The 18971-nt window shown below is 41.4% G+C and carries 17 protein-coding genes and 1 pseudogene; 13 read left to right on the plus strand and 5 right to left on the minus strand.

All coding sequences use genetic code 11. From position 1 onward, the window contains the following. Window positions 1-100 precede the first annotated feature (100 nt). The 3 genes from arsM to arsS all read left to right on the plus strand — a co-directional run bounded on the left by arsM (window position 101) and on the right by arsS (window position 3302). Entirely contained in the window at window positions 101-1069 is a 969-nt protein-coding gene (gene arsM / locus H6G77_RS13200; RefSeq protein WP_190589695.1) for an arsenosugar biosynthesis arsenite methyltransferase ArsM, read from the plus strand. A 14-nt stretch (window positions 1070-1083) separates the two neighbouring features. Next, window positions 1084-2043, plus strand: coding sequence for an inorganic phosphate transporter (locus tag H6G77_RS13205; RefSeq protein WP_190871795.1), 960 nt, complete (start codon window positions 1084-1086; stop codon window positions 2041-2043). 269 nt (window positions 2044-2312) lie between these two features. Further along, window positions 2313-3302, plus strand: a complete 990-nt coding sequence (gene arsS / locus H6G77_RS13210) for an arsenosugar biosynthesis radical SAM (seleno)protein ArsS (RefSeq protein ID WP_190871796.1) — start codon at window positions 2313-2315, stop codon at window positions 3300-3302. Between the two features lie 271 nt (window positions 3303-3573). Here the strand turns inward: arsS and H6G77_RS13215 are convergent, their stop codons facing one another. Together H6G77_RS13215 and ftsH are read right to left on the minus strand one after the other, a co-directional pair. After that, on the minus strand, window positions 3574-4140 hold the full coding sequence (locus tag H6G77_RS13215) for a Uma2 family endonuclease (RefSeq protein ID WP_190589692.1): 567 nt from the start codon (window positions 4138-4140) through the stop codon (window positions 3574-3576). Window positions 4141-4311: 171 nt separating this feature from the next. Beyond that, on the minus strand, window positions 4312-6273 hold the full coding sequence (gene ftsH / locus H6G77_RS13220) for an ATP-dependent zinc metalloprotease FtsH (RefSeq protein WP_396019800.1): 1962 nt from the start codon (window positions 6271-6273) through the stop codon (window positions 4312-4314). A 190-nt stretch (window positions 6274-6463) separates the two neighbouring features. On the opposite strand from ftsH, the gene H6G77_RS13225 reads away from it, so the two are divergent. Together H6G77_RS13225 and H6G77_RS13230 are read left to right on the plus strand one after the other, a co-directional pair. Continuing rightward, window positions 6464-6673 (plus strand): hypothetical protein, encoded by a 210-nt coding sequence (locus H6G77_RS13225; protein ID WP_190871797.1) that lies wholly within the window; start codon window positions 6464-6466, stop codon window positions 6671-6673. A gap of 274 nt (window positions 6674-6947) precedes the next feature. Next, window positions 6948-7493: an NADPH-dependent FMN reductase gene (locus H6G77_RS13230; RefSeq protein ID WP_190589690.1), complete on the plus strand. Its 546-nt coding sequence runs from the start codon at window positions 6948-6950 to the stop codon at window positions 7491-7493. A gap of 29 nt (window positions 7494-7522) precedes the next feature. Here H6G77_RS13230 and H6G77_RS13235 read toward each other — a convergent pair whose 3' ends face one another. Beyond that, entirely contained in the window at window positions 7523-8449 is a 927-nt protein-coding gene (locus tag H6G77_RS13235; RefSeq protein ID WP_190589689.1) for a 1-aminocyclopropane-1-carboxylate deaminase/D-cysteine desulfhydrase, read from the minus strand. Window positions 8450-8606: 157 nt separating this feature from the next. Further along, entirely contained in the window at window positions 8607-9599 is a 993-nt protein-coding gene (locus H6G77_RS13240; protein ID WP_190589688.1) for an AraC family transcriptional regulator, read from the minus strand. 262 nt (window positions 9600-9861) lie between these two features. Here H6G77_RS13240 and H6G77_RS35695 point away from each other — a divergent pair, with 262 nt between their 5' ends. From H6G77_RS35695 to H6G77_RS13270, 7 genes and pseudogenes are all read left to right on the plus strand, one after another. Further along, window positions 9862-9999 carry a hypothetical protein gene (locus H6G77_RS35695; RefSeq protein ID WP_242048355.1) on the plus strand — a complete coding sequence of 46 codons (138 nt, stop codon included), beginning with the start codon at window positions 9862-9864 and terminating at the stop codon, window positions 9997-9999. Between the two features lie 16 nt (window positions 10000-10015). Next, a complete protein-coding gene (locus H6G77_RS13245; protein WP_242049205.1) occupies window positions 10016-10408 on the plus strand; it encodes a cyclophilin-like fold protein in 393 nt (130 codons plus the stop codon). A gap of 64 nt (window positions 10409-10472) precedes the next feature. Further along, window positions 10473-11564: an alpha/beta hydrolase gene (locus tag H6G77_RS13250; RefSeq protein WP_190589686.1), complete on the plus strand. Its 1092-nt coding sequence runs from the start codon at window positions 10473-10475 to the stop codon at window positions 11562-11564. A 41-nt stretch (window positions 11565-11605) separates the two neighbouring features. Continuing rightward, window positions 11606-11722, plus strand: a pseudogene (locus H6G77_RS36475) (SDR family NAD(P)-dependent oxidoreductase); the annotation flags it as partial. 603 nt (window positions 11723-12325) lie between these two features. After that, on the plus strand, window positions 12326-14056 hold the full coding sequence (locus H6G77_RS13260) for a diflavin flavoprotein (protein ID WP_190871798.1): 1731 nt from the start codon (window positions 12326-12328) through the stop codon (window positions 14054-14056). 271 nt (window positions 14057-14327) lie between these two features. After that, a complete protein-coding gene (locus H6G77_RS13265) occupies window positions 14328-14813 on the plus strand; it encodes a phosphate-starvation-inducible PsiE family protein (protein WP_190589682.1) in 486 nt (161 codons plus the stop codon). A gap of 117 nt (window positions 14814-14930) precedes the next feature. Continuing rightward, window positions 14931-16667, plus strand: a complete 1737-nt coding sequence (locus tag H6G77_RS13270) for a diflavin flavoprotein (protein WP_190871799.1) — start codon at window positions 14931-14933, stop codon at window positions 16665-16667. Between the two features lie 496 nt (window positions 16668-17163). On the opposite strand, the gene H6G77_RS13275 is transcribed toward H6G77_RS13270, so the two are convergent. Beyond that, on the minus strand, window positions 17164-17574 hold the full coding sequence (locus tag H6G77_RS13275) for a hypothetical protein (protein ID WP_190589680.1): 411 nt from the start codon (window positions 17572-17574) through the stop codon (window positions 17164-17166). Window positions 17575-17703: 129 nt separating this feature from the next. On the opposite strand from H6G77_RS13275, the gene H6G77_RS13280 reads away from it, so the two are divergent. Further along, window positions 17704-18783 carry a WD40 repeat domain-containing protein gene (locus H6G77_RS13280; protein ID WP_190589679.1) on the plus strand — a complete coding sequence of 360 codons (1080 nt, stop codon included), beginning with the start codon at window positions 17704-17706 and terminating at the stop codon, window positions 18781-18783. Window positions 18784-18971: the final 188 nt, after the last annotated feature.

Genomic DNA, 18971 nt, shown 5'->3' on the forward strand with positions numbered 1-18971 from the left:
CATACTTTCTCTCTCAGGATAAATTCATTTAGGCGATACTTGGTTATATTAGGATGCACAGAGTTGAGTATTCCTGAAAAAACCTAATATCCCGACTTTCATGACTTATTTAGAAACAGCAGCAGAATTTTACCGTGAAGTGGCAGAAACACCCGAAGTAGGACTTTGTTGTGTCCAAAGTTCACCCTTGCAATTCCCTGGCTTAAAAATTCCTTTGCCGATGCAAGAAATGAACTATGGTTGTGGTACAACGGTTCACCCAACAGAACTGATCAACCAACCAACTGTGCTGTATGTTGGCGTGGGCGGTGGATTAGAAGCGTTACAATTCGCTTATTTTTCTCGTTATGCTGGTGCGGTAATTGCTGTTGAACCTGTGGCTGCTATGCGAGAGGCTGCTACACGTAACCTCGAAATTGCCGCCACCGAAAACTCTTGGTTTAATCCTAATTTTGTCGAAATTCGCCCAGGTGATGCTTTTAATTTGCCTGTAGCTGATGCTTCGGTGGATATTGTCGCCCAGAATTGCCTGTTCAACATTTTTGAACCAGAAGATTTAACCAGAGCTTTAAAAGAAGCATATCGTGTGCTGAAACCCGGTGGACGTTTGCAAATGAGTGACCCCATTGCAACCAGTCCAATTCCTACCCATCTTCAACAAGATGAGCAACTACGCGCTATGTGTTTGTCAGGCGCAATTACCTACGACGAGTATACTCAGCGCATAATTGATGCTGGTTTCGGACAAATTGAAATTCGCGCCCGTCGCCCTTATCGTTTACTGGATGCTCAAACTTACAACTTAGAAGCAAACCTATTACTAGAAAGTCTTGATTCAGTGGCTTTTAAAGTTGCAATTCCAGAAGATGGCGCTTGTATTTTTACTGGCAAAACAGCCATTTACTTTGGTACAGCAGCTTTATTTGATGATGGCGCAGGACATCTGCTTCAGCGTGGGATTCCCGCCGCAGTCTGTGACAAAACGGCTGCTAAACTGGCGACTTTAGAGCCGCAGCAAATCATAATTACTGATTCAACCTGGCACTATAACGGTGGTGGTTGCTGTTAAAATTAAAACCCAAAATGTTAATTATTAGTTTATTTTTGGCTACGTTATTTCTGGCATACTCTCATGGAGCAAATGATAATTTTAAGGGTGTAGCAACACTGTTTGGTAGTGGCACAACTAGCTACCAAACGGCGATTGTGTGGGCAACTATTATGACCTTTGCTGGTGCAGTTTCTTCGATATTTATGGCTGGTACATTAGTCCAAAACTTTTCGGGACAAGGTATTTTTCCCGATGAAATTGCTAATGTGCCAGAAATTCATTTAGCAGTGGCGATCGCATCTGGTGTTACAGTGTTAATGGCTGCTTTGACAGGGTTTCCAATTTCGACAACTCACAGTTTAACAGGTGGGTTATTAGGGGCGGGATTAGTTGCGATCGGTCTCAAGGTTAATTTTAGTGTATTACTTAGATATTTTGTTTTACCTTTAGTATTGAGTCCCATAATTGCAATTTTATTAGCAGCAGGTCTTTATAAATTATTTGTATATACTGATTCTAAGTTTAACTTATTGTCTAATCAAAAGCTCGTAGATACACTGCATTTTATCAGTGCAGCAGTTGTCAGTTTTGCCAGAGGCTTCAGTCAAACTCCCAAGTTAGTTTCGATTATTCTGATTATTGAATATTTTTCCATTCAAGGTGGAATGTTAACCATTGCAATGGCGATGGGATTAGGTGGGTTACTCAATTCTCAAAGAATTGCTGCCACCATGAGTACAAGACTGGCTACTATAGATTCTACTCAAGGTTTGTCTGCAAATTTCGTGACCGGATTTTTAGCGATCGCAGCAACTTATTTTGGTTTACCTATTTCTACAACTCATGTTGCAGTTAGTTCCATTGTTGGCGCTGGCTTAACCGCAAAACAAGTATATTTACGTGTTTTCTGGCAAATAATTTTTGCTTGGATTTTTACTTTACCCGCCACAGCAATTATTAGTGGTATAGCTTATAGATTATTACAAGGCTAAAGATATTAATAATTCGGAAGTCAGAATCCAGCATGATTAACCAGCTTTGCTGAGGCAAAAAATTTAACTAGTTTAGACTTATGATTTATTAAACCCTGCTCAATTCCGAAGTATAGATTATGTATTCTTAAAAAAACATTTATCGACAGCGTTTTTCACTCCAATAAGGTACATTCATCTAGTCTCTAGCCCCTATTAACTTGTACTGCACTCAACCGAAAAACGCTGTTAGCTGTATTTTTTCTAGTTTAAATTAGGAATATCAACTCATGCAAACTACCTCAAAATGTACTACCTTTAACCAGAAATTAAATACACCATTAACTAAAAAGCCAATTACTGTTTTGCAAATTAACCTGGGTAAACGTTGCAACCTTGCTTGCAACCATTGTCATGTTGAAGCCAGCCCAAAACGTACAGAAGAACTGTCTCCAGAAATTTGCACACAGTTAATTGAATTAATCCATAAATTTCCCGAAATTGAAATTGTTGATTTGACTGGTGGCGCACCAGAAATGAATTATGGATTTAAATTATTAGTAGAAGCTGCTAGAGCAACTAATAAACAAGTAATCGTCCGCTCTAACTTGACTATTTACTTTGTCGAAGGCTTTGGTGATTTACCAGAATATTTTGCCCAAAATCAAGTGAGAATAGTTGCGTCTCTGCCTTGTTATTTAGCCGATAATGTTGATAAAATGCGCGGCGCTGGTGTTTTTGATGATTCTATCAAAGCTTTGCAGTGGCTGAACCGCGTTGGCTATGGTCATGAACCTAACTTAATTTTAGATTTAGTTTACAATCCCCAGTTACCTACAGGGGAAAAATTTGCTTTAGCACCTGAACAACAGCAGTTGGAGCAAGATTACAAAAAATTTCTAATAGATAATTTTAATATTCAATTTAATAATTTATTTACAATTACAAATCTACCAGTTGGTAGAACTAAGCTGTATTTAGAGCGTAAACAACTCTACATCCCCTATCTCCAATTTTTAGAATCCCATTTTAACGTCGGTACTGTTGAGCATTTAATGTGTCGAAATGAACTTTCGATTGATTATTTAGGAAATGTATATGATTGTGATTTCAACCAAATGATGAATCTACCCGCCAAAAATACCAACGGGGAAAACTTAACAGTAGCTAAATTGTTAGCAGCTAGTAATTTAGACTTAATTTCTGAAGTCCAAACAGCCGCTTATTGCTATGGCTGTACAGCAGGGAGTGGTTCTAGCTGTGGTGGAGCTTTAGTTTAAAATTAACTACAGAAAGCATAAAAAACCTAAGAATTTAGGTTTATGTCATCAAACGATAATCTTGCTGCAAATTTTATTAAGTATGGGTCAATAATCTTCTGATGGGTTATATGATGAGATCAGTTAAGTCTCCTCACACCACACTATAAAACCGTAGAAATTATATTTTTCTACGGTTTTTATTTTGTCTCAAAAGGGTATAGGCTAAATTCATACTAAGTTGCTTTCAGAAATAGTATTTCTACTCCCACCCAAAGTAGAGGCTTTGAAGCTAAAACAGTTTGCTGATAATACAGCTAAATCCTGATAACAAAGGACTAGTTAATTCATCTTGACTGTATAACGTTGCGACAAGTTTTAAAACTCCCTTTTCTCGTCGGTATACTTCCACCTTCTGCTCCCGACGGTCAAAAATCCAATATTCCAAGACTCCTTGTACTGAATATAACTTGAGTTTTGCTTGGCGATCGCGTTTCTCATTCTTGTCACCATCAGACAACACCTCCACTACCAATTCTGGTGCGGCTGTCAAATGTCCAGCTTCATCTAAAACTTTCGCTAGGCGCTCATGACTTGCCCAAACTACATCAGGAATCACATTATCTGCATCCGCAAAAATAATCCCTGGAGTAATTGCTACTTCTCCCAGCCCACTTTCCTCTGACCAAAGCTTCAGCACTGTGCCGATGTTAATACAAATTGCTTGATGCTTCCAGTGCGGCGCTCTTGTCACAAATAATTCCCCATCAATGATTTCATAGCGATGATTGCGATCGCTCTCAAAGATTGCTAAATCTGCTATTGTCCATCGCACTTGACTGACTGGTGTGCTGTTCATCAAAATTTTCCAGCAGATAATTATTTAAAAGTTCCCAGTGACCAGTGACCAGTTATCAGTTTCTTTTACACCTGGGTTGAAGTCCCCCACCCATTAGTGGAGTGCGTTGGCGGCGGGTTTAAATCCCCCACCATACGCCTAGTAACTGATAGCTGATAACTGATAACTGATTTAATTAGGTACAGCCACTGTCGCCTCATCAGCTATTGGTTGACTTTGATATTCAGCGACAATTTGACGGAATTGTTCTCCTTCAATGGTCTCTTGTTCAATCAAAATCTCTACTAAATGGTCAACTAATGTGCGGTTTTCTTGAATCAGGCGTTTTGCGGTGTCGTAGGATTGATTGACAATTTCCCGCACTTTGCGATCAATTTGGGCGGCAATTTCCTCAGAATATTCGGATTTGTTCATCCAATCACGCCCTAAAAATACCTCGCTATTGGGCGCTTCTAAGCAAAATTGCCCAATTTCGGACATACCATACTGTGTGACCATCTGCCGCGCTATGGCTGTCGCTAATTCTAATTTACGGTTTTCGCGCATTCCACCAGTGACTTCTGGTAAACCAAAAATTACTTCTTCGGCGGCTCTACCAGCCAATCTGGCGGTAATTCTGGCTAATAGCTGCGATCGCGACATGAGAAAATGTTCTTCGTCTGGAGTGAACCAAGTTAAACCCCGTGACTGTCCGCGCGGAATCAAAGAGACTTTTTGCACTGGGTCATGGTCTTTAAGCAAGGTTCCGACGATGGCGTAACCAATTTCGTGATAAGCAATTAAGCGTTTGACTTTGCTATCTACTAAGGGTGTACCTTCCATCCCCGCTACTACGCGGTCAACTGCATCATTAATTTCTAAGATGGTGATGGCATCTTTGCGTCTTCTGGCGGTGAGAATGGCGGCTTCGTTGAGTAAGTTGGCTAAATCTGCACCTGTAAAACCCGGTGTCCGCCGGGCGATCGCTTCTAATGACACACTCTCATCAATTTTCTTATTCCGGGCATGAACTTGCAAGATTTCTAATCGCCCTTTTAAATCTGGCGCATCGACAATTACTTGTCTGTCAAAACGTCCAGGACGTAACAAGGCTGCGTCTAAAACATCAGGACGGTTGGTAGCCGCAATAATAATGATGCCTGTATTACCTTCAAAACCATCCATTTCGGTCAGCAACTGGTTGAGGGTTTGTTCCCTCTCATCGTTACCGCCACCGATACCCGCACCCCGTTGTCTACCTACCGCGTCGATTTCATCAATAAATATCAAACAAGGGGCATTTTCCTTGGCTTTTTTAAACAAGTCCCGCACACGAGAAGCACCGACACCAACAAACATTTCCACAAATTCCGAGCCGGAAATGCTAAAAAATGGTACGCCCGCTTCCCCGGCGATCGCTTTTGCCAGTAATGTTTTACCTGTACCTGGCGGCCCGACTAACAACACACCTTTAGGAATGCGTGCGCCGACAGCCGTAAATCTTTCTGGCTGCTTCAAAAAGGTGACAACTTCTTGGAGTTCTTCTTTGGCTTCTTCTACACCTGCCACATCGTCAAATTTTACTCCTGTTTTGGCTTCCATTTGGAAACGCGCTCTGGATTTGCCAAAGTTCATCGCTTGGTTAGAAGCATTGGTGGAGCGACGCAAAAACAGTAACATTAATGCTACCAGTGGCAAAATCCACATCAAGTTGATTAACAACCCAACCGCAGCCCGACTGTTAGCAGAAGAAACTTCCCCAAACTCGACGTTTTTGGCTTTGAGTTTATTAATTAACTCTGTATTTTGATTTAACAGTCTGACTTGTAGCGGTGGTGTATCTGGACTCTGCCCTTGTAAATATACTTTGGCGGTTTGTTCTGTTTCGTCTAACTCAACTTTTCTAACTTCGCCTTTTTCGGTTTTTTCAATCAACTTGCCATAACTAATTTCGCGATCAGCTCTTTGTGCCAGGGCTGGTGTACCGCCCACAATATTTGGCAACATCATTAAACTGGCGATTAACGCCCCAGACCAAGCCACAGATTTTGGCGTTCGCTTTTGGCGGATTTTGCCTAACTCTGAGTTGGCCTTAGTTGGTTTGATTATGGGCGATCGCTGTTGCATCAATGCCTGTCTCCTAAAATTTTTCATATCATTTACCCTTTTTTTGCTGGCATGAGCTTCGCGCTGATTTTATGCCTCTTTTTCTAGCAAAAATTGTAATAACTGGAAATCACGGTTTTTTATCTAGTCTAACTTCTACACCAAACTATTCCCTACTCTCTTTACCTATGCTACTCAAGGAATTTTATTTTAGTAGGATAAATTATACTCCTGGTCTGTGGGGAGTGTGGGGGGTGTGGGGAGTGTGGGGGGTGTGGGGAGTGTGGGGAGTGTGGGGGGTGTGGGGAGTGTGGGGGGTGTGGGAGGTGTGGGGGGTGTGGGAGGTGTGGGGAGTGTGGGGGGTGTGGGGGGTGTGGGGAGTGTGGGGGGTGTGGGGGGTGTGGGAGGTGTGGGAAGTGAACCAACCTTGACAGACTATTTGCTTTAGTACAGTTTTTCGTGACTTCTCATATCTACTGCTGCGACAAATTTGACTACAAAACCATAACTCGCTAAGATAAGCATAGTCGTAATGATTATGACTTGTAATCATAAGTCTGTACAAGTAGTTCATCTCATTAATTAAAAGAAGTGGGAGTGGTCAGATCCTCGACTTCTTTAAGAAGTCGGGAATATAGCAGCCTATATAAATTGCTAAAAGCCTATAAACTCTTTCTTCATTTCAGACTTCAGACTTCTTATTTGTAATAGATGAGGAAATTATGGTAAAAATTGTTGGCATTGGTGGTAGTTTAAGACCTAAATCCTATACACAGTTGGCCTTAGAAGTTGCAGCCCAAAGATTACAAGCCATAGGTGCAGATGTAGAAATTTTGGATTTGCGACAATTACAGCTACCATTTTGCAACGGTGAAAAAGAATATCCCGAATATCCTGATGTTAAACGCCTGCGTGATAGTGTCAGTGGTGCAGATGGATTGATTTTGGCAACACCAGAGTATCACGGCGGCGTGAGTGGCGTATTGAAAAACGCTCTAGATTTAATGAGTTTTGAAGAACTATCAGGAAAAGTCACAGGACTTATTAGCGTTTTGGGAGGTCAATCTAATAGCAACGCCCTGAATGATTTACGGATAATTGTGCGCTGGGTACATGGTTGGGTGATTCCAGAACAAATCGCCATCGGCCAAGCCTGGGGTGCTTTTAACCCCGAAGGTAAGTTATTAGATGAAAAACTTTCCCAAAGATTTGATGATTTTGCTCAAAGTTTAGTTGATAGCACTCGCAAACTCAAAGGCATCAATTAAATTTGTAGTGTGGGCAAAATTTGCCCACACTACTGGCTCAATCTTTTTTGTATACCTAAATTGCCTTGTAAACCACCAGTGTGAATTAGGAGAATGCGATCGCCTTTACTAAAAAACCCCTGTTGTAATAAATCCATCACACCATAAAACATCTTGGCGGTGTATACATAATCTAAAGGTATACCGTGGATTTGCTGAAATTGTTTGCTAAACTTTAGTAATTCATCGTTAACTTTGGCATAACCGCCGAAGTGATAATCACAAATTAATTCCCACGCACCCACAGATTTATTTGATATCGGTAAATCAGCCGCCAGATAATTCTGCAATAGCATTTCGATTTCTTGTTGCAGAAATCCACCATTTTTGAGAACAGGAAAAGCAATTGCTTTTTGTTGTGGAGTGAGAGAAAGTAAAATCCCGGCAAAAGTAGTACCCGTCCCACAAGCAACGCAAACAATATCAAAATTTTTTGCTTGTTGGAGAATTTCTGTACAGCCAAGCACACCATTTAAATTACATCCACCTTCAGGAATAATAAACACTTCACCGTAACGTTCTCGGAGTTCTGCTTGTAATTCTGGAGAATTGCGTTGTTTATAACTATTGCGACTCATGTAGACAAGCTGCATCCCCTGTTCTACCGCAAAACTCAACGTCGGATTAAGCGGTAGCCTTTCTTCACCGCGAATGACACCGATTGTCTGCAAACCAAATAACTTACCTGCGGCGGCGGTGGCAAAAATGTGATTTGAATAAGCACCGCCAAATGTTAACAATGTGGTGAAATTTCTGGCTTTTGCCTCTAACAAGTTGTATTTCAGCTTATACCACTTATTACCGTTAACCCAAGGGTGCATCATATCAAGACGTAGTACCGATATTTCCACACCAGCACTTTCGATGATATCGCTATGAATTTGTTGTGTCGGTGGAGGAAGAAAGATTGAGGACATGAAGAACTATAAGACACAAGAACATTTAAATGTTTTAATGATTTCTGGCAAGATGGCGGGTATCTTGAGGAAGTTGTATTTCACTAGTACAGGTCGGCGTAAATAAACAGACCATAAGAAATTGCTAAAAAGCTTGTGGTATTAATGTTCTTTCTTTTTACTTTTGCCTTGTTGAACTAACATTCTCCCTCACAGTTTCTCGCAATCGCTCCACATCGCGCATTGGTGGTGCGCCAAACAGCCGCTTGTACTCCCGGTTGAAGTGCGACGCATCATCATAACCCACAAGGTAAGCTGCACTGGTAGCGTCTAGGTTTTCCGCCAGCATTAGACGGCGAGCCTCTTGGAGTCGTAGTTGCTTCTGGAACTGCAAGGGACTCATGGCGGTGACTGCCTTGAAGTGATGGTGAAAGCCGGAAACACTCATTCCCAAATCTCGTGCGATGCTTTCAATCTTGATCGGCTCCTTAAAGTCTTTACGAAGTCGCTCGACGGCTCTGGCGATGTTGTGGGTGTAGCCTCCCAGAACAGCAATATGACGGAGCCTATTACCTTGTTCGCCCATCAGGAGCCGATACACGATTTCCCGCTTAATCAGTGGTGCAAGAACATGAGCCTCAGCAGGGGAATCTAGAAGCCTGACAAGGCGCACCACAGCATCCAACAGATTTGCATCCAATGGACTGACATCGATCGCTTTCACATCAGCACGGCTACGAGATGAGCCATACCCAGCCTCAACCATAACTGAGCTAACGAGAGTGGGGTCGAGGTCAAGGCGGAGGCTCAGGTGCGGTTTTTCCTTGGATGCTTCCAGAATTTGACTGACAATCGGCAGTTCCACCGTAGCCAGCAGATAATGTATCGGGTCATATAAATAGCGATCGCACCCCAAAAGCACTTCTTTACTGCCTTGGGCAATTACACAAAAGGCAGGAACAGAAAGACCATGAGTACATTCCCCAGGGGCGGAGGAGCGTTTGAAGTGCAATCCTGTCAGTGGCTCAATCATCCCATCCTGATGAATAGCCTGGGCAATCCGCTCAGTCAGTTCGTCTCTGTTGGCTTGCGCTCTATCTGCCTCACGCTTTGCCTGGGAGTCGTTGATTAAATCTAGATCAGACTTTTCTCTAGTTTTGGCAGCGTTCATTTCTAAGTTTGCAGAATTGTACAACGATTTTAGACGATTGTTCTATTGCTTGCCTTTGAGGATTCTTACAATAAAGCTAAAGCAATGAAAAATGATTCCGACTTTTTGTCAACATTCTAGATTTTTATTCAAGATAAAACTCAGTTTTTATGGGGCAATAGACTTTTTACTGGCAAGGCTCATCTTGTTTTTTAAATAATCTCATCTCCACTGTCATAGAGGAGGCAATAAATGTTGAATCTCTACGATTGGGATCAGCAGTATGGAGGAGTATCTGAATGCTTTTGAAATGGTTTCCCATCAAGGGGAAAAACTACCAACAGAAAATGCTGATTTTGGTTCTCGCCCTGGTGATGTCCCTGAATTACTCAGCCTGTCGTGCCGACAACAGTATGACTAGCAGTGCCTCATCAAAGATGCCGACTCAAATATCCACCAAACAGGCAGACAGTATGAAGATCAACATCAAGGTTAAAGACAAAGTAATTACAGCTACTTTGATCAACAGCAAAACCACTCAAGATTTTATTTCCCTACTGCCATTAACGCTGACTTTAGAAGATTACGCGAAAACCGAGAAAATCAGTTATCTGTCAAAAAAATTATCTACAGAAGATGCACCCCCAGGCAGCGATCCGGCTGTTGGAGATATTGCTTATTACGCTCCCTGGGGTAATTTAGCGATGTTTTATCAAGATTCTGGATACGCCAACGGACTAATTATCCTCGGAAAAATAGATGGTGACATCGACGCATTTAACGTCTCTGGCTCTGTAAAAGTGACAATCGAGCTTGCGCGATCGCAATAAATAAATCTGCTGGGTTCTGCAACTCAGAACATTTCGCCTCGTACCCACATATATGGAGAACTCAATGAAATACCTCGTTCTCATACCAACCGTCTTGATTGGTGCAATCTACGCAACGGTGGCATTTTCCCTCGACAAAACACAAGTCTCGCATAAAATTTCCCAAGCATCCGTAAAGCACTCCACTATCGTCGAGGGGGCGGACAACTTCTACAAGAGCGACAAGGTAACTATGCAGAAAGTTACTTTCAAAAACCAATACAACATGAAGGTTGCGGGGAATCTCTTCATTCCCAAAGCCTTGAATCGGAACGCTAAGAATTCCGCAATCATTGTCGGACACCCAATGGGCGCAGTCAAAGAACAAAGTGCAAACCTGTATGCCCAAAAATTAGCTGAACAAGGGTTCGTCACCTTGTCCCTCGATTTGTCCTTCTGGGGTGAGAGTGAAGGGCAGCCCCGCAACGTTGTTTCGCCGGATATTTATGCCGAAGATTTCAGTGCGGCGGTAGATTTTCTAGGTACTCAGTCATTCGTTGACAGGAACCGGATTGGCGTGCTGGGGATTTGTGGTAGCGCGAGCTTTGCCATCAGTGCTGCCAAAATCGACCCGCGCTTGAAGGCAACTGCCACGGTCAGTATGTACGATATGGGTGCAGCCAACCGTAACGGTTTGAGAAATTCTACAACCCTCGAACAGAGAAAGAAAGCGATCGCACAGGCGGCGGAACAACGCTATACGGAGTTTACGGGCGGCGAAACCAAATACACAAGCGGAACTGTACATGAACTGAATGAGAACTCCACCCCTATTGAGCGTGAGTTTTATGACTTCTACCGCACTCCCAGAGGCGAGTACACCCCCAAAGGTTCATCGCCGAAACTGACAACTCACCCGACACTTACCAGCAACGTCAAATTCATGAACTTCTACCCATTCAACGATATTGAGACGATTTCGCCTCGTCCTATGCTGTTCATCACGGGGGCAGATGCACATTCCAGGGAGTTCAGCGAAGATGCTTACAAACGCGCCGCCGAGCCAAAGGATCTTTACATCGTTCCCAACGCGGGACACGTCGATTTGTATGACCGAGTAAACCTGATTCCGTGGGAAAAACTTACATCCTTTTTCCATCAGCATCTCAGCAGTTGACACACTCCCCCATTTAAAAAAGCAATAAAAAAAGGAAGAAGATGATTAAAGACAAAGTTGTAATTATTACTGGCGCATCATCAGGGATTGGTGAAGCAAGTGCGAAATTGCTTGCCAGCAAAGGAGCTAAAGTTGTATTGGGTGCGCGACGTGAGCAGCTACCGAGCGATCGCGCAGCGTCTCCGTCAGGAGAAGTCGAGGTAAGTCGAGGCGCTACTTTAATTTTATTAAACCGCCAAGTCGCCAAGAAATCGTAGAGTCTGCGTAAGTTTTAATGCTATGGGACTAATATTTGATTTCTGAAATGTACGTAGGATGTGTTATCGGCGAGAGTACGGCATCTACCGCAAAGTTTTCGGTGCGTTACGGCTTACGCCTAACACACCCTACTTGCGTGTCTAGCCTTAAATGTTGCATTAAAAAACCTATTTTATCCGCGTTTATCCGCGTTCATCTGCGGTTAATTTTATACTTTATAATGCACTATTTTAGTCTAGACAATCCACTACACATACTGAGATTTTTTCAGAAATCGAATTGGATTCCTATATTAAATACCTTACTTCTATCAGAAGTTGGGTATCTTCTCATTCAAAACTAATGATACACATTGATATAAATCAATGGTAAACAAAATTGGGTCATGAATAAAACTTACTAATGAGTGTCTTTAGAAATTGGCATTTTACTAATTGAAGATAACAGTCCAACATAATAGTAAGCAGATTCACTCCAGATAAATTGATTTTTGGAGAAACCCAATGGTTGCACTTACAGAAAATACTTCAATTCTTGCTAATCCATCACGTTTAACTATCCAAACTATTAAAATAGCCACTCAAACTACTGCAATTCGTTGCCTTGATTGGGATAGAGAACGTTTTGATGTTGAATTTGGTTTACGCAACGGAACGACATATAATTCTTTTTTAATTCAAGGTGAAAAAATTGCTTTAGTTGATACTTCTCATCGCAAATTTGAGCAACTGTATCTAGAAATATTAACGGGATTAATTGAGCCAACCAAGATAGATTATTTAGTTATTAGTCACACAGAACCCGACCATAGTGGACTAGTCAGAGATATCTTGCAATTAGCACCAGATATTACGGTTGTGGGTGCAAAGGTGGCGATTCAATTTTTAGAAAATATGGTTCACCAGCCATTTAAATCGATTACGGTTAAAAGTGGCGATCGCTTAGATTTAGGTAATGGTCATGAATTAGAATTTATCTCAGCGCCTAACTTGCATTGGCCGGATACAATCTTTACTTATGACCACAAAACAGGTATTCTCTTTACCTGTGATGTGTTTGGAATGCACTACTGTGATGACCATACCTTTGATGAAAATTTAGCAATCATTGAAGAAGATTTTCATTATTACTATGATTGCTTAATGGGGCCAAATGCTCGCTCAGTTTTGGCAGCATTAAAACGCATTGAAAAATTAGAAATATTTACAATTGCCACTGGTCACGGGCCATTATTAAAGCATCACATTTCTGAATGGCTAGACCGCTATCAAAATTGGAGCTTAGAACAAACGAAAACTGAGCAATTTGTTGCTTTATGCTACACAGAAGATTACGGTGATAGCGAAACGATCGCACGTTACATTGCACATGGCATTACCAGAACTGGAGTAGTAGTTGAGTTAATTCCTCTGAATAACACTGAACCGCAAGAAATTCGGGAATTAGTTTCACAAGCTGCGGGTTTAGTCATTGGAATGCCACCCCAATCTGCTACACTTGCCCAAACAGCATTGAGTACAATATTAGCTGCGGCTCATCATAAACAAGCAATTGGTTTATTTGAGTCGGGTGGTGGGCAAGATGAACCAGTTTATCCATTGCGGAATAAGTTTCAAGAAATTGGCTTAACTGAAGCTTTTCCACCAATTTTAATTAAAGAAACTCCCACCAGAGTGACAGAACAATTGTGTGATGAAGCGGGAACAGATATCGGACTTTGGTTAAACCGCGATCGCGCCATCAAACAAATCAAATCCATCAACACTGATTTAGAAAAAGCTCTTGGGCGCATTAGCACAGGCTTATATATCATCACCGCAAAGAAAGCAGAAATTCAAAGCGCCATGTTTGCGTCTTGGGTGACACAAGCCAGCGCCAGTCCGTTTGGTGTAGCTATTGCTGTGGCGAAAGAACGCGCCATTGAATCATTAATGCACGTAGGCGATCGCTTTGTGTTAAACGTCCTGGAAGAAGGGAAGTACCAAGGCTATATGAAACACTTCCTCAAGCGTTTCCCTCCTGGTGGCGATCGCTTTGCTGGCGTGAAAACCTATCCTGCGGCTAATGATTGTCCAATTCTGGCTGACGCTTTAGCTTACATGGAATGTGAAATCACCAGCCGCATGGATTGTGGCGATCATTGGGTGATTTACAGCACTGTGAAAACTGGAAGAGTCGCAAACATCAACGGACTCACCGCCGTTCATCACCGCAAAATTGGTAATCACTACTAAATCAAGTCAAAAGTAAAAAGGTAAAAGGCAAAAGCGAATAGTGCTGAGTCATAATCAAAGACTTAATTTTACCTTTTTACTTAATTAAGCTAAAACCCAATACAGTTCAGTTAAGGTAACAACTGAGACTGGTGTAGGTTGGGTGGAGGAACGGAACCCAACATTCACGCATACTAAATCAAGTCAAAAGTAAAAATGTAAAAGTCAAAAGTATAAAGAAAAGATTCTTTTACCTTTTTACTTAATTAATACCCACTCCACAAAAGAAGTCATGTATAAGCCTGTTGATAATAACCCAATTACTACCTACGAACTCAATCGGGGTCGCATTGTTCGCAGTCTAGAACTTATTCAAGATGTAATTGTAATTTCTCTATGTATTGGCTTATTTAGCTTCATGGTGATTCAGGTAAGAGATATGTTTCTCTCCTTACTTCCCCCTCTGAATTTCCAAGTTGTTACCGCCGATATTTTATTTCTGCTGATTTTGGTTGAGTTGTTCCGACTGCTGATTATTTACTTACAAGAACAACGCATATCTATTGGAGTAGCAGTAGAAGTTTCGATTGTTTCTGCCTTGCGAGAAGTGATTGTTAAAGGCGTACTTGAAACTAATTGGACTCAAGTTTTAGCGACTTGTGCATTCTTATTAGTTCTAGGAATATTATTAGTCTTGCGAGTTTGGCTACCCCCAACCTTTGAAGGCATTGATCCAGAACAACAAGTATCACAACGCTACAAACAAATGCACAAATAAAAAGGAAAAAGGCAAGAAAAAGGGTTTGTTGTAAATAGTAAATTCATTTACACCATGCTGTACTAAAAACTTTAAAAGACAAATTTTCAGACTCCAGACTTTTTTTAAGAGGTTATTATGTCTACTGCTACTATCACACCCAGCCGTCCTAGAGATGTCCAGGTTGCTGAAATTGGACAAAATACAATTATTTTGCGATCGCGCACATGGGACAGACTAAAATTTGAGGTTGAATATTCCCGCCAAAAAGGCACTACAGCCAACTCTTATTTAATTCAAGCTGATAAAAAAGCTGTAATTGACCCGCCTGGTGAATCGTTTACCGAAATCTACATTCACGAGTTAAAACAACATCTAGATTTAGCAACCCTAGATTACATCATTCTCAACCACGTCAACCCCAACCGCCGCGCTACCCTGAAAGTATTGCTATCTCATGCACCACAAGCAACAATAATTTGTTCTCGTCCGGCGGTTAATGCTTTAAAATCCACCTTTCCCGAATTAGAGTCACACATTCAAGCAGTACGTTCAGAAGATACTTTAGATTTGGGACAAGGCCATTTGTTGTCATTCGTGACTGTACCGACTCCCCGTTGGGCAGATGGACTCTGTACTTATGATTCTGCAAGTAAAATTCTGTATACAGACAAATTTTTTGGCGCACATATCTGCGAAGACACCTTTTTTGACGAAGACTGGAAAAAATTAGACGCAGAACGCCGTTACTATTTTGAATGTCTTCATGCACCCCAAGCTAAACAAGTCGAAGTTGCTTTAGATAAATTGGCTACATTAGGTGCAAGATATTATGCACCAGCACATGGCCCGGTTGTGCGTTACAGTTTGAGTCGCTTTACTTATGATTACCGCCAATGGTGTCAAGGGCAGAAAGCTCAGGAATTTAGCGTCGCCTTATTATATGCTTCCGCCTATGGGAATACGGCAATTGTAGCGAATGCGATCGCTCAAGGATTAATTCAAAACGGCATTAATGTAGAATCAATTGACTGCGAACTAGTAGACACAGCCGAAATTACTCGCATTATCGAAGCCTGCGACGGCTTTATTATCGGTTCCCCCACTTTAGGCGGTCATGCACCCACCCAAATTCAAACAGCCTTGGGGATAATTTTATCAACAGCCACCAAAACAAAATTAGCAGGTGTCTTTGGTTCCTACGGTTGGAGTGGTGAAGCCATTGATTTATTAGAAAGCAAACTCACAGATGCAAATTATCGCTTAGGTTTTGAAACCATTAGAGTGCGCTTTAGTCCCACGGCTGAGACTCTGCAACAGTGTAAAGATGCAGGTGCTACTTTTGCTCAAACCTTGAAAAAAACCAAAAAACTGCGTGTTCCCCGCCAAGCCGTTACAGAAGCACAAGTAGACCGCACAGAACAAGCCGTCGGGAGAATAATTGGGTCTTTGTGCGTTGTAACAACTCGTGACCAAAACAGTCACAAAGGAATTTTAACTTCTTGGGTATCACAAGCCACCTTTAACCCACCCGGAATTATGATTGCCATTTCTCCAGAACAAAATGCTGACTTAATGCGTCATCCCGGTGATAAATTTGTGTTAAATATTCTCAAAGAAGGTAGAAATGTGCGCCGCTATTTTTCCCGCCAAAGCACTTCCGGCGATAACCCATTTGCGAATCTTTCTACCCAAACTGCTACTAATGGTTGTTTGGTTCTTGATGACGCATTAGCCTATTTAGAATGCACAGTCCAAAATCAACTCGAATGTGGCGATCGATGGCTGATTTATGCTGTTGTAGATAAAGGTGAAATGTTAACTAATGATGGCATAACCGCGATTGAACATCGCAAGTCTGGTAGTTTTTATTAATCAAAACCTAATTATATAGGAATACGGTTTGATTCCTGAATCTAGTTGTGTAAGCAGGGAGTAGGGAATGGGGAGTAGGGAGTAGGAAAGACGGCTGATTTGGGTGTACTGATTTTTTTCATAAATCAAATATGAGTCCTATAGCGTTTCTTATTCTAGTGCAGTACAAACAAGAATAATTAACCGCAGATAGACGCAGCGAAAAGTTGAGCCAGTGTGTTGGGCGGGTTCCCCGACTCCCTCACTGGCGTTGCGTGGGCGGCTCTGCCGACTTGAGCAAACTTTTCAAGACAGATGGACGCAGATAAATTTGTACGTCAGCAGACTAGGAAAGGCTATAACTTCGTGTGTAACTTTCTTTTAAACCTAACCCACAACCCCTTCCCTACGAGGGAAAGGGCGCAAGACTCAAAGCCTCTCCCCGCTTCGGGGAGAGGTTTGGAGAGGGGTTTTTAGTATCTTTCATGACTTTCCAAACATCCTCTGAGGGTTTTATTTAATTGAGATCATTGCGATTAGGTTTGGGTAATTGCAGTACTTCAGAAAAACGAGAATATTTAACCATATCCGTAGGTGGATAATCTGCCGAGACTGCAATTAACCCTACTTTGATATCCTCGAAATAAATCACACCTCCAATCCGCCGTTCAACAAAGAAAGCTCCATGAAATAAATGATGTTCGGCAATATAAATTAAGAAAAGGTCGGTAATCTTGATTTCTCTGCCAAACATTTGCTGACAAGTTTTGCTAATAACATTATCGAGGTATTGATTATAAGCAGGCTCACCCAAATCAGTAAATTCTGGATGATCTGCAAAATTATCCATATAAAATACCCAGATATTGGATAAGTCTGCTTCATCAGTCAGTTTTTGTTTGAGTGTCTGCCATTGATCGTTTTTCATAGTATAGATATTAAAGACAGTACTTTTAAAAATCAGTGTTACATAAATATGAAATAAGTCATACAAATACAGGTGTTTTCCTATACTTTAAAGATAGAAGTAATAATCGAATAGGATTACTGTATCACTATGCAACTACCTTTTGTATTTAAAACCTTAACATTACTTGGCTTTTTCTTATCTATACCCTTGAGTATGGTTACAAGCCTGCAAGTTGTAGCAGATACATCTTCTGTTGCTACAAAGGCTGATAAACCGCAGCGTTTAAAATTAACTTTATCAGGACATACTGAACCTGTTCGGGCATTAGCTCTTGCACCCAATGGTCAACTTCTTGCTAGTGGTAGCGATGATAAAACAATCAAGCTTTGGAATCCCAAGACAGGTGCATTACTTCGGACTTTAACTGGGCATAAAGAGCAAATTAAATCAATAGTAATTACTCCAGACGCTCAAACTTTGATTAGTACTAGTTTCGATAACACTATCAAATTTTGGAATACGCAAACAGGCGAGCAAATTCGCACAATTGGCGAAAAAACAGGGGTGAGAGCCATGTTATTGACCCCAGATGGACAAACTTTAATTAGTGGTAGTGGTGATACAACCATCAAATTTCGGAATCTCAAAACTCGCAAAATTGATCGTATCTTGAAAGTAGAAGCAACAGCACTTGCGATTAGTCGTGACGGAAAAACTCTCTATAGTGGTGGTGAAAACGGCGGTAAAATTCGAGTTTGGAATATGCTAACAGGTAAAGAATTACGCAGTTTTACCCCACCCCTACCTAAAAAAGAAGAACTGATTACTGGTTCAGAAAAAGCATCATCTCCAATTACTCTTGCTGTTAGCAATGATGGGAAAATGCTGCTGAGTGGTGGCTATGACGATAGTTTTCAATCTGCTGGGGTTAGGACTACAGATGGCAAAAGTTTCAAAGCTTGGAACTTGAACACAGGAAAGCTAATTCATAATTTTTCGTTGGGTTCAAGTATTGATGCCTTAGTTATCAGTCCCGATAGCAAGACATTTGTTAGTGGCGGTTTAGGTAGATCAATTATAGTGCGTGATATCATCACTGGAAAATCAGTCTTGGAGTTGATTGGACATGGCGGCGGCATTTATGGACTTGCCTTGAGTAGTGATGGTCAGACTTTATATAGTGGTAGTGGTGATAAATCTGTTAAAGTTTGGCAAATCAAACCTTAGTTTATCAATTTTGTCTCTTGTAAGGGTGTCAGGGCTTTGCAGTTAGTATCAGCCAAATGGTGTAAGTGTTCAAAATCCTCACACCCATTCTTAACAGTAGTCAGAAATGTTAGGACAATTTCACAGCTTGAGTGACAGGAATAGTAAGACTTTCCCTCCTGCCTTCTGCTATATTCCATTCAAATAGT

The organism is Aulosira sp. FACHB-615, assembly GCF_014698045.1.
Taxonomy (GTDB): domain Bacteria; phylum Cyanobacteriota; class Cyanobacteriia; order Cyanobacteriales; family Nostocaceae; genus Nostoc_B.